16 protein-coding genes are annotated in these 14,497 nt (G+C 43.3%); 12 read left to right on the top strand and 4 right to left on the bottom strand.

Annotated features, from left to right (window positions below):
- Window positions 1-54 precede the first annotated feature (54 nt).
- The 3 genes from JNUCC41_RS01530 (at window position 55) to tpx (ending at window position 1,919) form a co-directional block, all read left to right on the top strand.
- A complete protein-coding gene (locus tag JNUCC41_RS01530) occupies window positions 55-747 on the top strand; it encodes a DUF2953 domain-containing protein (RefSeq protein WP_192206061.1) in 693 nt (230 codons plus the stop codon).
- Window positions 748-762: 15 nt separating this feature from the next.
- The gene (gene ytfJ, locus JNUCC41_RS01525; protein WP_192206060.1) at window positions 763-1,239 is read left to right on the top strand and encodes a GerW family sporulation protein; all 477 of its coding nucleotides are present in this window, start codon (window positions 763-765) and stop codon (window positions 1,237-1,239) included.
- A gap of 179 nt (window positions 1,240-1,418) precedes the next feature.
- On the top strand, window positions 1,419-1,919 hold the full coding sequence (gene tpx, locus JNUCC41_RS01520; protein ID WP_034309176.1) for a thiol peroxidase: 501 nt from the start codon (window positions 1,419-1,421) through the stop codon (window positions 1,917-1,919).
- An 87-nt stretch (window positions 1,920-2,006) separates the two neighbouring features.
- Here tpx and JNUCC41_RS01515 read toward each other — a convergent pair whose 3' ends face one another.
- Complete coding sequence (locus JNUCC41_RS01515; RefSeq protein ID WP_192206059.1) at window positions 2,007-2,318, bottom strand: FliH/SctL family protein; 312 nt, start codon at window positions 2,316-2,318, stop codon at window positions 2,007-2,009.
- A 408-nt stretch (window positions 2,319-2,726) separates the two neighbouring features.
- Between JNUCC41_RS01515 and JNUCC41_RS01510 the strand changes: the two genes are divergently transcribed.
- The 4 genes from JNUCC41_RS01510 to JNUCC41_RS01495 all read left to right on the top strand — a co-directional run bounded on the left by JNUCC41_RS01510 (window position 2,727) and on the right by JNUCC41_RS01495 (window position 6,661).
- Window positions 2,727-3,713 carry a class I SAM-dependent methyltransferase gene (locus JNUCC41_RS01510; protein ID WP_076364715.1) on the top strand — a complete coding sequence of 329 codons (987 nt, stop codon included), beginning with the start codon at window positions 2,727-2,729 and terminating at the stop codon, window positions 3,711-3,713.
- A 181-nt stretch (window positions 3,714-3,894) separates the two neighbouring features.
- Window positions 3,895-5,100, top strand: a complete 1,206-nt coding sequence (locus tag JNUCC41_RS01505; protein WP_192206058.1) for an acetate/propionate family kinase — start codon at window positions 3,895-3,897, stop codon at window positions 5,098-5,100.
- Between the two features lie 209 nt (window positions 5,101-5,309).
- Window positions 5,310-6,152: an EcsC family protein gene (locus JNUCC41_RS01500; RefSeq protein WP_192206057.1), complete on the top strand. Its 843-nt coding sequence runs from the start codon at window positions 5,310-5,312 to the stop codon at window positions 6,150-6,152.
- Window positions 6,149-6,661, top strand: a complete 513-nt coding sequence (locus JNUCC41_RS01495; RefSeq protein WP_192206056.1) for a MogA/MoaB family molybdenum cofactor biosynthesis protein — start codon at window positions 6,149-6,151, stop codon at window positions 6,659-6,661. The genes JNUCC41_RS01500 and JNUCC41_RS01495 overlap by 4 nt, the downstream gene beginning before the upstream one ends.
- 59 nt (window positions 6,662-6,720) lie before the next feature.
- Here the strand turns inward: JNUCC41_RS01495 and JNUCC41_RS01490 are convergent, their stop codons facing one another.
- On the bottom strand, window positions 6,721-7,035 hold the full coding sequence (locus JNUCC41_RS01490; RefSeq protein ID WP_076364723.1) for a hypothetical protein: 315 nt from the start codon (window positions 7,033-7,035) through the stop codon (window positions 6,721-6,723).
- A gap of 212 nt (window positions 7,036-7,247) precedes the next feature.
- Between JNUCC41_RS01490 and JNUCC41_RS01485 the strand changes: the two genes are divergently transcribed.
- Window positions 7,248-8,453: an argininosuccinate synthase gene (locus tag JNUCC41_RS01485; protein ID WP_192206055.1), complete on the top strand. Its 1,206-nt coding sequence runs from the start codon at window positions 7,248-7,250 to the stop codon at window positions 8,451-8,453.
- Window positions 8,450-9,829, top strand: coding sequence for an argininosuccinate lyase (argH, locus tag JNUCC41_RS01480; protein ID WP_192206054.1), 1,380 nt, complete (start codon window positions 8,450-8,452; stop codon window positions 9,827-9,829). Before JNUCC41_RS01485 ends, argH begins: the two co-directional genes overlap by 4 nt.
- A 56-nt stretch (window positions 9,830-9,885) precedes the next feature.
- Here argH and JNUCC41_RS01475 read toward each other — a convergent pair whose 3' ends face one another.
- A complete protein-coding gene (locus JNUCC41_RS01475; RefSeq protein ID WP_192207994.1) occupies window positions 9,886-10,320 on the bottom strand; it encodes a universal stress protein in 435 nt (144 codons plus the stop codon).
- Between the two features lie 454 nt (window positions 10,321-10,774).
- Complete coding sequence (locus JNUCC41_RS01470; RefSeq protein WP_192206053.1) at window positions 10,775-11,872, bottom strand: M24 family metallopeptidase; 1,098 nt, start codon at window positions 11,870-11,872, stop codon at window positions 10,775-10,777.
- A gap of 119 nt (window positions 11,873-11,991) precedes the next feature.
- On the opposite strand from JNUCC41_RS01470, the gene JNUCC41_RS01465 reads away from it, so the two are divergent.
- The 3 genes from JNUCC41_RS01465 to JNUCC41_RS01455 all read left to right on the top strand — a co-directional run bounded on the left by JNUCC41_RS01465 (window position 11,992) and on the right by JNUCC41_RS01455 (window position 14,478).
- Window positions 11,992-12,672, top strand: a complete 681-nt coding sequence (locus JNUCC41_RS01465; protein WP_192206052.1) for a metal-dependent hydrolase — start codon at window positions 11,992-11,994, stop codon at window positions 12,670-12,672.
- Between the two features lie 190 nt (window positions 12,673-12,862).
- Complete coding sequence (locus tag JNUCC41_RS01460) at window positions 12,863-13,087, top strand: hypothetical protein (protein ID WP_098369970.1); 225 nt, start codon at window positions 12,863-12,865, stop codon at window positions 13,085-13,087.
- Window positions 13,088-13,158: 71 nt separating this feature from the next.
- A complete protein-coding gene (locus JNUCC41_RS01455; RefSeq protein ID WP_137018167.1) occupies window positions 13,159-14,478 on the top strand; it encodes a DRTGG domain-containing protein in 1,320 nt (439 codons plus the stop codon).
- Window positions 14,479-14,497 lie beyond the last annotated feature (19 nt).

Raw genomic sequence — 14,497 nt, 5'->3', positions numbered from 1 at the left:
AGGTTTATTTTTTTTGCATATGCCGATAATGATAGGCTGAAGGGGTGTGGGTGCATGAAGTGGCTATTGTTGATTATAGGTATCCTCATATTGGTGCTGCTGATTGTTGTTTTCACTAAAGTAAGAGTGTACATCGACTACAAACGTATCCAAACTAATGATCAAATACATATTAAATTATCAGCTTGGCATGGGCTTTTTCACTATACATTCAAGGTTCCGGTCATCAAAATGGAAGATGATTCTGCAGCTATAGTAGTAAAGGAAGAGCAAGAAATGAACGGAAATACCAAAAAGGAAGAAAAGAAAAAAATCACAGCAGAAGATTTGCGTGACGGATTCGCAGACAGTCTGGAAATGCTTCAGCATATAATCGGATTTCATGGGATCCTCCGTCAATTCACAGGGAAAGTCCAAGTCAAAAAATTCACCTGGCATAGTATGGTCGGTACTAAAAACGCTGCACACACCGGTGTTTTAACTGGAGCATGCTGGGCACTTAAAGGTTCGATCATCGGGGTGCTGACAACCTATTTCAATTTCCGGATCATGCCCTCCTATTCCATTACACCCGACTTTCAGAGATGGCAGGCAAACACGAAGATTTCCTGCATATTACAATTTAGAATCGGGCAGGCTATGGTGACTGGAATAAAACTGCTTCGTTATTGGAAAGGCGGAAAGCCGCATTTCAAATCCAGGAAATTAGCGAAGCTATCAGGTGATTCCAATAAACAATCGTTCTAGAGTGGAGGAATTTAAATGTCAGATCATCCGATCCAAGGTTTAATGAAAGAAGCTATGGAAAATCTGAAAGAAATGGTTGATGTGAATACGATCATCGGGGATCCGGTGGAGACTCCGGATGGAAGTGTCATTTTAACCGTATCCAAAGTGGGATTTGGTTTTGCAGCCGGTGGCAGCGAATTTATGATGGATGGGAACCATCAAGGACAGCAAGGTGGTTCCAAGCAACCTTTTGGCGGCGGTAGCGGCGGTGGGGTTTCCATAACACCAATTGCCTTTTTGATTGTCGGTTCCCATGGGGTGAAAATGATTCATCTGGATGAAGGGACGCATCTTCTCGAAAAAATGATGGATTTAGCTCCTCAAGTCGTCGATAAAATTCAGTCCATGCTATCCAAGAAAGACAGTAATCAAAATCAAGGCAGTAATCAAGGCGGCAGTCAACCAGCTGTAAACAGGTACCAAGAACCTAAACAGGATATAGATTTCTAACTGTGACTCGGCACCCGCCGAGTTTTCTTTTTGCTGCAGTCTGCCAATACACCATAAAAGGCTTGGATGTCGGACATGTGCAAGCACGTCTCACATTTCCCAATTCAATTTATTGCAAAATTCCGGTAAAACAAATATGATTATGCTTGTACATATAGCATAAAAAGGAGGAATTATTAATGGCTTCAGTTACATTTAAAAACAACCCGATCACTTTAGTGGGACAAGAACTAAAAGTTGGGGACAAAGCACCTGATTTTACAGTATTGGCAAATGACTTATCACCTGTTACATTAAGCGACTCCAAAGGTTCTGTCCGCATTATCAGTGTGGTTCCATCCGTGGATACAGGAGTATGTGATGCACAGACACGTAAATTCAATGAAGAAGCGGCAAAATTGGATAATGTGAAAGTACTGACGATCAGTAACGATCTTCCTTTCGCCCAAAAACGCTGGTGTGCGGCAAGCGGCTTGGACAATGTTCAAGTTCTTTCCGATCACCGTGACCTATCATTCGGTGAAGCATATGGTGTCGTCATGCAGGAACTTCGTCTATTGGCCCGCTCTGTATTCGTAGTGAACAGCTCTGATGAAATCACATATGTTGAATATGTGAGTGAAGGTACGAACCATCCAAATTACGAAGGTGCAATCGAAGCGGCTAAAGCGGCAAAATAAGATGCAATCCTAAGAAACCGGGCGCTATGTGCCCGGTTTTTTGTTTTAGCTTTATTTAACGGATGTTATTTTATATGCTTGGTTTAGTTATGGCTCCAAACTCGGATTCAGTGGTAAAACAATTTTGCCAGACCACTCTTGACCATTAGGTGTACCCACTTTTATATCAATTTCATTAGGCCACGACGGCATTTGTCTTTGATGATGTCCTGGAAACCCCGCTTGTTGCCCTGCTCGGTATCCATCCCTATACCCTTGTCGATATCCTTGTCGATACCCTTGTCTAAACGCTTCTTGAAACCCTTGTTGTTGCCTGTTAATTTCATCTTCTGACTGTGTATCATGTTGCTGATTTATCGGATTAACCTGCCCATGATAGTATTGATATTGATTATCCATAATAATCACCACCTCATGTATGCTATTCTATTTGGGCATTCATTGAGCTTTTCCAAAATAAAAAATACAGGGCAACACCCCTATTATTTCATTTTGTAGACAAAAGGACTTCGGAAAAACGTACCTTTGAAATGTTTTTCCAAAATCAACTGACCCGAAGCAAATTTTATAACAAAGTTGATTGGAGGGGACTCAGGTGGGAAAAGCGAGTGCCAGGAGGGAAAATCAGCGTCCAAATTATCCATCCGGTATTTCATTTACTTTTTAATTACGCGTGGTTGAAATTTTTGAAAAAGGAGTGCGCGCAGTACGTTAAACAAACGAAGAATGATAGGCAGGACGTACGGCTTGTATCTCTTACTTCTTACCTTTAAAATAGGGACAGAAGCAAACAGGAGGAATTAATAAGTGAAGTCTACCCCAGTTGAACAATTATTTTATGAATTTGATGAAACAGCCCAAATACTGCAAAGCGAACTATCATGTACGTATCTGGATGCCCTTGGTGAAACGGGCGAGAATTTCTTCCAAGGGAAAGTCCTGCAGGAGGAAATCAGTGAAGTATCGAAGAAAAGGTTAGTGAAGCATTATGCAGATTTTTCACCGGAGAAATATGAGAAGGAAGCAATCCGTAAAGCTTATCAGCTTGCTATTTTAAAAGGCATGCAGCAGAGCGTTCAGCCGAATCATCATATGACTCCTGATGCAGTCGGCATGTTCGTCAGCTATTTAGTCGGTAAATTCACCAAGGATCAAAAAGAGATAGTCATGCTCGATCCTGCCATTGGAACGGGGAATTTACTATTTGCGATTTTGAATCAACTTACTGATAAAAACATCGCTTCATATGGTGTCGAGATTGATGAAACCTTGATCAGGCTTGCATATGCAGGTGCCAACCTGCAAGAACACCCGCTGGAATTTTTCAACCAGGACAGCTTGGAGCCGCTTTTCATCGATCCTTCAGATGTTGTGGTCAGTGATTTGCCGATAGGCTATTACCCGAATGATGTGCGTGCAGCTGAGTATGAATTGAAGGCCGATAAAGGACATTCGTATGCACATCATTTGTTTATTGAACAAGGTGTTAAACACGCGAAGGATGGCGGACACCTATTCTTCATTGTCCCGAATAACCTGTTCGTCTCGGAGGAAGCTCCGAAACTCAATGATTTCTTGAAGAAGCATACACATATCCAAGGGATGGTGCAACTGCCGCTTTCCATGTTTAAGAGTGAAGCGGCTGCGAAAAGCATCCTGATCCTCCAAAAGAAAAAAGAGGGTATCGAAGCACCGAAGAAGGCATTGCTCGTACAACTTCCGAAGTTGTCGGATTTCGAAGCGACCAGGTCTGTCATGCAACAGATGGACGATTGGTTTAAAGAAGAAAAATAGTCAATGAAAGCTGATGCCGCAGGCATTGGCTTTCTTTTTTTTTTTTTGAAAGAGTGATTATTTGCAATTTTTCATTATTATTTGGTTGGATTCGCCTGCCATGATAAGATTGTACAATACACTGCACGTTTCGTTGCGATGAATATTGGAAGAACTAGCTTAGAGTAAAGGGGCAGGATGGATGTCAAAAATCATGGCTATTAATGCGGGCAGCTCATCATTGAAGTTCCAGCTTTTTGAGATGCCTTGTGAAAATGTAATTACAAAAGGTCTTGTAGAAAGAATCGGCTTGAAAAATTCCGCATTTACCTTAAGCGTCGTAGGCGAAAAGGTTACTGAAACGATGGATATACCCAATCATGAAATAGCTGTAGGGCTTTTATTGAAAAAGCTGATTGACCATCGCATCATTGACTCCTTTGAAGAGATAGATGGTGTAGGGCATCGGGTGGTGCATGGCGGTGAGATATTCACGGAATCGGTCTTGATTACGGAGGACGTAATAGTGGAACTCGAAAAGCTTTCCGAGTTGGCGCCCCTTCATAATCCCGCTAATATCACCGGAATCAAAGCCTTCAGGCGAATACTGGAAGATGTGCCAGCTGTTGCGGTATTCGACACTGCCTTCCATCAAACGATGGCGGCGGGTTCCTATTTGTACAGCTTACCTCTTGAATATTATGAAAAGTACGGAATAAGGAAGTATGGATTTCATGGCACTTCACATAAATATGTATCGCAGCGGGCTGCCGAAATGATTGGCCGCCCAATTGAACAGCTTCGGTTGATATCGTGCCATTTGGGGAATGGTGCAAGCATTACGGCCATAAAGGGCGGCAAATCAATTGATACATCAATGGGATTTACGCCATTGGCCGGTGTTACTATGGGAACGCGTTCAGGGAACATCGACCCTGCACTGATTCCTTATATCATGGAAAAGACGGGAAAGACAGCAGATGAAGTGCTGGATATCCTGAATAAGAAAAGCGGCATGCTGGCCCTTTCCGGATTTTCCAGCGACCTGCGCGATATTCAAGTTGAAGCCGACAAAGGCAATGAGCGGGCTGAACTCGCACTTAAAGTGTTCGCAGACCGGATTCACAAGTACATAGGCTCCTATTCAGCAAAAATGGGAGGCGTGGACGGCATCATATTTACAGCGGGCATCGGTGAAAACAGTCAAACCATCAGGGGGCGGATCTTGGAGGGGCTTGAATTCATGGGGGTATATTGGGATGAGGATCTCAATCGCACCTCAGGTAAGGAAGCGTTCATCAATGCACCCTATTCCCCTGTGAAAGTCATGGTCATCCCAACTAATGAAGAAATCATGATTGTCAGGGATACCATGAAAATAGCTTTGAGCGAAACTTGGAAAGCATGACTTCCTGTTTTATGATGATCCCCTTATCTCTCTGGTAAGGGGGCTTTCCCATGAAATTTAATCCTCAAAACCCTCCTTCACTTGGTTTTATGTCCATGCAATCCAAACCCTTGAACGCTGGATCGCCATCATCTATTCTCTAAAAAAGCTTCCCTCTATGTTATACTTAAGGGAGAATCCACCAATTCTGTACATAGGAGGCTTGATGCATGGAATTCACGAACCGGGAAATGAAACTTTTGGATGAAATTAATGAATGGCAGGAAAAACTTTATCAATATGAGCCAACGGATCTGGCTGCATTGTATGATAAATGGTTGGAGCAGGGGTTTGCCCTGCTTCCGGAAAACGTCCAACAACAGTTTTTTGACAAGCTTGATACTTGGCTTTTTCATTTGCATGCCATGGTTCAGAGCTCACAAGTTCAAATAGATGCAAGAGAGCGGATTTTAGCATCTGCGCGCGTGTTTAATGAAGAAATCGAAACGCTGAGCGATTTGAAACACTTACCGATCGATCAGTTGAATTACATAGCCAATCAGCATATCGCTAAGCATCGCTTATATTCATTTGCACAAGGCGGGATGAGCGGATCTGGAGGCCTGCTTCTGCTAGGGAGCGATATTCCGGCCATGACGGTCATCAATGTCAGGACCGTACAGCTGATTGCGATGTCTTATGGTGTTGAGGTGAATACACCGTTTGAAATGATGCTGGCCCTTAAGGTATTCAATGCAGGAGCGATGCCAAAGAGGCTCCAAGGAATAGCTTGGGAAGAATTGATCCGCGAGGTCCAGACTGCAGAAGATGATTATTTTTATTTAGGAATCGAGGAACTGACAAACCCCACCTGGATGGAGCAGCCGCTGAAGCAGCTGTTGAAAGCATTGGCCATTACTGTTTTCCGAAAAAAACTGGTTCGGGGCATACCGTTCATCAGCATGGCCATAGGTGCTGGGTCCAATTATCAAATGACCCGGAATGTCAGTGAATTTGCCCAAAAGTTCTATCAATACCGTTATTTACTGGAGAAGAAGGCTGATGAAGAATGAGTGTCAAGAATCATAAAAGAGCCATCACGGAGGCAGTTCGCTGCATGGTGATGACCGTCAGCGATACGCGAAATGAAGAAACGGATAAAAGCGGAGCACTGATGATGGAATTGCTGAAGTCGAATGGGCATGAAGTGACGGATTATGTAATCATTAAAGATGAACGGAAAGCGATTCAGGATGCGGTCACTTCAGGTAGCCAAAGCAGCACGGTCGATGTCATATTAACAAATGGAGGCACTGGCATCGCCAATAGGGATGTGACGATCGAGGCGGTCAAAGAGTTGATGACCAAGGAAATTCCCGGTTTTGGCGAGATTTTTCGAATGCTCAGCTATCAAGAGGATATCGGTTCCGCCGCCATCCTATCCAGGGCGATTGCCGGAGTCGTGAACAACAAAGCGGTTTTTTCCACACCAGGCTCTTCAGGGGCCGTTAGGCTTGCAATGAATAAATTGATTCTCCCGGAATTGGGACATGTCGTTGGTGAACTTCGCAAGGATTTATAAGAGGGATGCAAAAAAAAGCCACAGTTTTAAACTGTGGCTTTTTTTGCATGGAATAGGCCTTAATTATGCATCTTTTCAGTCACGCCTTGATTGGCTCGATACCATAGCCATAAATCATTGATGATGGAAGCAAGTTCCGCAATTTCGGAATTGAGCTGGCATGATTTGGCGAAATTACTCTCATCGGAGAGCCGAAACTGCTTTCGGTTAATGGTGGATTCCAGTTCCTTGATGCGGTCCGGGATGCTTCCCCGGATATTCTCCCAATGTACGAGTATTTGCTGTTGCTCGCCTTTTGTATATTCATCCCACTCCAGATTCAAATCGGGAATGGAGATGCCAAGCCGTTCATCATAGATAAATAGTTCTTTCATATGCCCTCCGCTTTTCGATTTATCATACTCCTAGTTTACTATATTCTCGCGGAAGCATCCAATGTGTAAATTCACTGAAAATATTAGCGGATTATTTAGCAAAATCTTTAAAATACCCCTTGTATTCCTTTAATAAAGATGATAAAGTACTATCATAGATTGAATAAAAATAACAAACGATGAATTTTTATTCACACGAAAGGACGATGGAAATGAAAAATCAAAAAGTTGTTTTAGCATATTCCGGAGGTTTGGATACTTCCGTTGCAATTAAATGGTTACAAGATCAAGGGTACGAAGTTGTGGCATGCTGCTTGGATGTCGGTGAAGGGAAAGATTTGGATTTCATTAAAGAAAAAGCGATCACTGTCGGTGCTGTAAGTTCTTATGTCATTGATGCGAAGGATGAATTCGCTGATGAATTCGCATTGACGGCTCTTCAGGCACATACTTTGTATGAAGGGAAATATCCATTGGTATCAGCTTTATCACGTCCGCTGATCGCGAAGAAATTAGTGGAAGTGGCTGAAGCGGAAAACGCGGTAGCCGTTGCGCACGGTTGTACGGGAAAAGGAAATGACCAAGTGCGTTTCGAAGTATCCATCTCCGCCTTGAACCCTAATTTGCAAGTTCTTGCACCTGTTCGTGACTGGAAATGGTCTCGTGAAGAGGAGATTGAATATGCAGCGAAAAATGGCATTCCCGTTCCGATTGGCATGGCGAGTCCATTCTCGATTGACCAAAACCTTTGGGGAAGAAGTAACGAATGCGGAATCCTGGAAGATCCATGGGCAGCTCCGCCGGAAGATGCATATGATTTGACTGCAAGCCTTGAATGTACGCCAGATACTGCTGATATCATTGAAATTGGTTTTGAACAAGGTGTGCCGGTTACATTGAATGATAAAAACTATAAACTGGCTGACCTGATCGTCGAGTTGAATCAAATTGCCGGCAAACACGGAGTTGGACGTATCGATCACGTTGAAAATAGATTAGTAGGAATCAAATCACGTGAAGTCTATGAAGCCCCTGGTGCAATGACATTGATAGCTGCACACAAAGAACTTGAAGATATCACGCTTGTAAAAGAATTGGCTCACTTCAAACCGGTGATCGAGAAGAAAATGACTGAATTGATTTATGAAGGACTTTGGTTCTCTCCGCTTCAAAAAGCTTTGGCTGCATTCCTGAAAGAAACACAAGTGAATGTAACGGGTACTGTCCGTGTGAAACTATTCAAAGGTCATGCGATTGTTGAAGGAAGAAAATCCGAGTACTCCCTATATGACGAAAAATTGGCTACTTATACAAAAGCGGACGAGTTCGATCATGATGCAGCAGTTGGATTCATCAAGTTATGGGGACTTCCAACGAAAGTGAACAGCATGGTCAATAACAAGAAGGTGACAGTGTGAGCAGCAAGCTTTGGGGAGGAAGATTCACGAAATCTGCCGAAGAATGGGTAGATGAATTTGGTGCTTCCATTTCCTTTGACCAGGAACTTGTCCTTGAAGATATTCAAGGCAGTTTAGCTCATGTAACCATGTTAAAGAAATGCAGCATTTTACCTGAAGAAGATGCGGATCAGATCATTGCGGGTCTGAAAAGTTTACAGGGAAAAGCTGAGAAGGGTGAATTGACTTTTAAGGTTGAGATGGAAGATATCCATCTTAACCTGGAAAGTATGCTAATAAGCGAAATCGGTCCAGTTGGCGGAAAGCTTCATACAGGAAGAAGCCGTAATGACCAAGTTGCAACCGACCTTCATCTTTATATGCGGAACCAAACGAAAGTGATTCTGGAACTCATCAATGATTTGCAAATGGCGATTTTGGGACAAGCCAAGAAAAATGTGGAAACACTAATTCCAGGTTATACACATTTGCAGCGTGCACAGCCCATTTCATTTGCCCACCACTTAATGGCTTATTTTTGGATGCTTGAGCGTGATAAGCAACGCTTCACCGAGAGTTTCAAAAGGATCAATATTTCTCCATTGGGTGCCGGGGCATTAGCTGGGACGACCTTCCCGATTGACCGTGCCCTAAGTGCGGAGCTATTGGGGTTTGAGGGAATTTACGAAAACAGCCTTGATGCGGTGAGTGATCGTGATTTTGCCATTGAATTCATGAGCAACAGTGCAACAATGATGATGCATTTATCCCGTTTCAGCGAAGAAATCATTCTCTGGTCAAGCCAGGAATTCCAATTCATTGAATTGGATGATGCGTTTTCCACGGGAAGCAGCATCATGCCGCAAAAGAAAAACCCTGATATGGCGGAATTGATCCGTGGTAAAACAGGACGGGTTTATGGGAACCTAACGGGGTTATTGACTGTTTTGAAAGGACTGCCTCTTGCTTATAACAAAGATATGCAAGAAGATAAAGAAGGCGTTTTTGATACGGTTAAGACCATTGTTGGTTCACTTAAAATATTTGCCGGCATGATTTCAACGTTGAAAGTGAAAACGGACGTAATGGAAAAAGCAACGAAAAATGACTTCTCGAATGCGACGGAATTAGCTGATTACCTAGCTTCAAAGGGTATGCCTTTCCGTAAAGCGCACGAAGTGGTCGGGAAGCTTGTATTGTTCTGTGTCCAGAATGGCTGCTATTTAGTGGACCTAAGCATGGAACAATTCCAGGAAGCTTCCGAGTTGTTTGAACAGGATATTTATGATGCATTAAATCCTTATGAAGCAGTTAAACGCCGGAACAGTGCGGGCGGTACAGGTTTTGCCCAAGTCTTGCTGGCGATTGAAAAAGCGGAAAAACTAGTAAGTGAATAATAGGAAAAAGCTCGTTCACCAATTTGGCGAACGAGCTTTTTCTATCATTTCTTTTATCAATTCGTACGCACGACCATTACATCACAGTTGGAATGGCGAACGATTCCTTCCGACACACTGCCGATAAGGAAACGTTCGACTGCGTTAAGGCCCGTTGCACCGCATACAATTAAATCGATCTTATGCTTTTTCGCTAAATCCCTTGGAATTTGAACTTTAGGAGAACCATATGCAACCACTGTTTGGACCTTTGCAATCCCGGAGGCAATGGCATCCGTTTTATACTTGTCCAATAGCTCGTTGGCAAAGGTTTCAGAGTGATCACGGATAGTCATACCATAAGCTTCGACAGTAGGGAAATTCCTTGTATCCACGATATGTGTTAGCACAAGGGTAGCGTCACTGAGCTTTGCTAAATAGATTGCCTTTTTTAGGGCCCACTCTGCTTCTTCCGAACCGTCCACTGCTACAAGAATGTTTTTATAATCTATACTATTCAAGTGAATCTCCTCCTTCTATTATATTCCTATTATACTATGGTTTACCTAATGGGTCTGATTTCAATTGTAACAAATTAGCGAATGTTTTAGCCAATTATCTGGAAATCAAAAAGGGAAAATGATTCTAACCGTATTAAGTGATGTGAAAAATATAATGAAAGATATCAAAGCATGCAAAAGTGCGTTTAAATATTATGCATAGTTTAATATTTTTGGGGCCACCATAATAAAAGGGAAATAAAAATTAGATTTATAATCATTTCAAGCCTTGTCTTTTCTCTCCTATTATAGTGTGGTTTTGTCACGGGTATGTTAAATGATGATGAAGGAAGAGTATATCCGGTTCGGACCGTTTAGTTGAAATGAATTTTGAACAATAGATACCCCCGTCTTAAATGAAGGCGGGGGTATCCGAGTTTCGATCTATTAAAGGGTTAAAACATCTTCACTTTATGATTTGCAGGCTCTTCGGGAATTTGGTCAAAACTTCACAGCCGGTATCGGTGATCAGTAGATCATCTTCAATCCTGACGCCGGCAACATTTGGAACATATATGCCAGGTTCGATGGTATAAACCATTCCGGATTGAAGTTCGAGGGAATTCGTTTCAGTCAAGGATGGGTACTCATGGACGCTGATCCCTAGTCCGTGGCCGAGCCTGTGCGGGAAGAATTCACCGTATCCTTTATTCCTGATGATGTTTCTGGCAGTCAAGTCTATTTCGGAACAGGATACACCAGGTTTACTGGCTGCAACGGCAGCTTCTTGTGCTCTAAGTACAGTTTCATATATTTCTGCCTGTTTATCATTGATATCCCCGTAAGCAACCGTTCTAGTGATGTCAGAGCAGTACCCTTCATGAACGACGCCCAGGTCAAATAGGACAAGGTCGCCGCGCTGAACCTTCGTATTCCCGGGTGTGCCATGTGGGGAAGCGCCATTTTTACCAGTCAGGACCATCGTGGAAAAAGACATTTGGCTGACGCCGGCCTTTTTCAATTCGTATTCTATCGCTGCAAGGATTTCCATTTCCGTTTTACCCTCTTGAATTTCGCTGACGCCCACTTCGATCGCAAAGTCGGCAAGGCGGCATGCTTCACGGATTTTGACCATTTCATCTTCCGATTTGATCATTCGCATCCTTTGAAGTTTCTCTTCTGCGGAAACGAGCTTTGGTGCTCCTAAATATTGTTGGACCTTTTCATAACGTTCTACATTCATATGCTCTTTTTCAATGGCCATTGTATGAATGGTTAACCCGCGATCCTTCACTGCTTGCTTAACTTTTTCCCAAGGATTTTCAATATCGGTGTAACCGATGATATCTCCAGCCCATCCAGCCTGTTTAGCATCCGGGACTTCCATCTGTGGGCAGACAAGGAATGGGTCGGCATTTGCAAAAATGGCAAGTGCTAGCAGTCTTTCATGAGGATCACTATAAAAACCGCTCAAATAGAAGATGCTCTCTGTTGATGTAAGTATAGCGGCTTCAGCCTCATTGGCCTGTAGCCAATTTTGTAGTTCTGTTAAACGTTCATTCATGACGATACCTCCATTAATAAGATATAATTACCTTAGCAATATTTAAAAGTATAGTAAATGGGAAAGGCCTAAGAAAGCTACTTAAAAAAATTAGTGGGTATGGGAAGGGAGCATCTAACGTGAAAGTATCTTTTCATGGACATGCAGTTGTAAAAGTCGAAACGAATGGTAAAACCATTTTAATCGATCCATTCATTACTGGAAACGAATTAACCGATTTGAAGGTTGAAGATGTGAAACCGGATGTGATCATCTTAACACATGGCCATAATGACCATGTCGGTGATACGGTTGAATTGGCCAAAAGGCATGATGCACTTGTCATCGGCATTGCAGAGATTGCCGACTACCTGGGTGCTCAAGGGGTTAGAACCCACGGGATGAGCATCGGCGGAGCTTTCGAGTTCGATTTTGGAAAAGTGAAACTGACGCCAGCTTTCCATGGAACGGGATTCAATAACGGAGAGGGTCAAATCATTTATTTAGGAATGCCTGCTGGCGTATTGCTTATGATAGAAGGGAAAACGATCTATCATGCAGGGGATACAGCGGTATTTTCCGATATGAAACTGATCGGGGAGCGTCATCCGATCGACTTGGCATTCTTGCCAATCGGCGACAATTACACAATGGGCCCTGAAGATGCGGCACTTGCTGCGAAATTCCTTCAAGCCAAACAAGTCGTGCCGATTCATTACAATACTTTCCCTGTAATCAAACAGGATCCTGACAAATTCATCAACTTGCTTGAAGAGGGAAATGGACTGATCATGGAAGCTGGGGATGAAATAGAACTTTAATAGAAGCGGGGGCCTGCAAGGGCTTCCGTTTTTTTTTGTGGGGATAGCCGACCGGATTGACTGTTCTCCGTGCTGCATTGCCCTTTACGCAGATGGTTCTTGCAATGGAAAGTAAAGTCACGTTCTGCAGCCGAGTCTTTTTTCCTTTTACAGGCATAAAATGAATAGATGAATAAAAAGGGGGGATTGGATGAAACAGAGATTATTGCTTTGTTTGCTTTTATGCGGTGTGATGCTGTATTATGCCGTGCCGCGTTTGTCGTTGGAAAGTGGCGGTCTGGAGAGTCTGTTTGCAGGATCCTGGCTGTTGTTTGCATTGTTGGCGGTAGCTGGAAACTTGACGGGCATACTATATTCTCCTAAGAAACAAAAGGTAAAACGCAAGCTGGAATACAAAAGGTTGCGCCAATACTAGTAGTTGTTTGATAAACTAGGCTCTTTGACCTTATAATGGAGAATAGGAATACCGTGAAAAGGGTGAAGCGCTTGGCTACAAAGCATGAACAAATATTAAAACATATCGATGGGCTCCCTGTTGGCGAAAAGATTTCCGTCCGTCAAATTGCGAAAGCATTGAATGTTAGTGAAGGTACGGCATACCGGGCAATTAAAGAGGCGGAGAATCAGGGCTACGTGAGCTCGATTGAGCGGGTAGGCACGATCCGCATTGAGAAAAAGAAAAAAGAGAATATTGAAAAGCTCACTTTCGCAGAAGTAGTCAATATTGTTGACGGACAAGTTCTTGGTGGAAAAACGGGACTTCATAAGACATTAAATAAATTTGTCATCGGGGCGATGAAGCTGGATGCCATGATGAGATATACAGGGGCAGGAAACCTGCTGATCGTCGGGAACCGTACACAGGCCCACGAGCACGCGTTAAAAGCAGGTGCAGCAGTGCTGATCACCGGGGGATTCGATACGGAAGAGCCCGTTAAAAGGTTAGCCGATGAATTGGAGATGCCAGTCATCTCAACGAGTTACGATACGTTTACCGTCGCAACGATGATCAATCGGGCGATCTATGACCAATTGATCAAAAAGGAAATCTTGCTGGTGGAGGATATTTTGACACCAGTACAGGAAACGACTTTTTTGACTGTGGGTGACCGGGTTCAGACTTGGCATGAATTGAATCAGGAATCCGGGCATAGCCGTTTCCCTGTTGTCGATGACAATATGAAGGTTCAAGGAATGGTCACATCAAAAGATATCATCGGACAGGAAGAACTGACGCTCATTGATAAGGTGATGACGAAAAACCCGATGACCGTAGGCGATAAAATGAGTGTGGCATCTTCTGCACATATGATGGTTTGGGAAGGGATTGAATTAATCCCGGTCGTGAATGACAGTCATATCCTAAAAGGAATCGTGAGCAGGCAGGATGTGCTGAAGGCACTGCAAATGAGTCAAAGGCAGCCACAGGTAGGCGAAACGATCGACGATACGATCACAAGCCAGCTTGTGATGACTTCGAATCGTGGCAAGGGCGAGGAAGTGTATAACTATGGCGTCACTCCGCAGATGACCAATTACCTTGGGACCATTTCAAGCGGTGTGTTCACTACATTGGTCACCGACTCAGCAAACCGTGCACTTCGAAGCTATAAGCGCGGTGACTTGGTCGTGGAAAACATGACGATCTACTTCATCAAGCCAGTCCAGATCGACAGTACGCTTGAAATCCACCCGCGTGTCCTTGATGTAGGACGTAAATTCGGAAAAGTGGATGTCGAGGTGTTTAACCAAGGCAAACTTGTCGGCAAGGCGATGTTGACTTGCCAATTGCTGGACCGATCATAAAAAATAAAAAGGATAATCG

The sequence above is a fragment of the Brevibacillus sp. JNUCC-41 genome, assembly GCF_014844095.1.
Taxonomy (GTDB): Bacteria; Bacillota; Bacilli; order Bacillales; family DSM-1321; genus Peribacillus; species Peribacillus aracenensis.
Note: the sequence above shows the minus strand (reverse complement) of the source record. Positions and strands in the feature narration are given on the sequence as shown.

What these genes read in the sequence shown, in the direction of transcription:
- JNUCC41_RS01490 (WP_076364723.1), bottom strand. Translation starts at nt 7,035, where the DNA reads ATGAAAGAACTATTTATCTATGATGAACGGCTTGGCATCTCCATTCCC.
- JNUCC41_RS01505 (WP_192206058.1), top strand. Translation starts at nt 3,895, where the DNA reads ATGTCAAAAATCATGGCTATTAATGCGGGCAGCTCATCATTGAAGTTC.
- tpx (WP_034309176.1), top strand. Translation starts at nt 1,419, where the DNA reads ATGGCTTCAGTTACATTTAAAAACAACCCGATCACTTTAGTGGGACAA.
- JNUCC41_RS01530 (WP_192206061.1), top strand. Translation starts at nt 55, where the DNA reads ATGAAGTGGCTATTGTTGATTATAGGTATCCTCATATTGGTGCTGCTG.
- JNUCC41_RS01495 (WP_192206056.1), top strand. Translation starts at nt 6,149, where the DNA reads ATGAGTGTCAAGAATCATAAAAGAGCCATCACGGAGGCAGTTCGCTGC.
- JNUCC41_RS01515 (WP_192206059.1), bottom strand. Translation starts at nt 2,318, where the DNA reads ATGGATAATCAATATCAATACTATCATGGGCAGGTTAATCCGATAAAT.
- JNUCC41_RS01500 (WP_192206057.1), top strand. Translation starts at nt 5,310, where the DNA reads ATGGAATTCACGAACCGGGAAATGAAACTTTTGGATGAAATTAATGAA.
- ytfJ (WP_192206060.1), top strand. Translation starts at nt 763, where the DNA reads ATGTCAGATCATCCGATCCAAGGTTTAATGAAAGAAGCTATGGAAAAT.
- JNUCC41_RS01485 (WP_192206055.1), top strand. Translation starts at nt 7,248, where the DNA reads ATGAAAAATCAAAAAGTTGTTTTAGCATATTCCGGAGGTTTGGATACT.
- JNUCC41_RS01470 (WP_192206053.1), bottom strand. Translation starts at nt 11,872, where the DNA reads ATGAATGAACGTTTAACAGAACTACAAAATTGGCTACAGGCCAATGAG.
- JNUCC41_RS01460 (WP_098369970.1), top strand. Translation starts at nt 12,863, where the DNA reads ATGAAACAGAGATTATTGCTTTGTTTGCTTTTATGCGGTGTGATGCTG.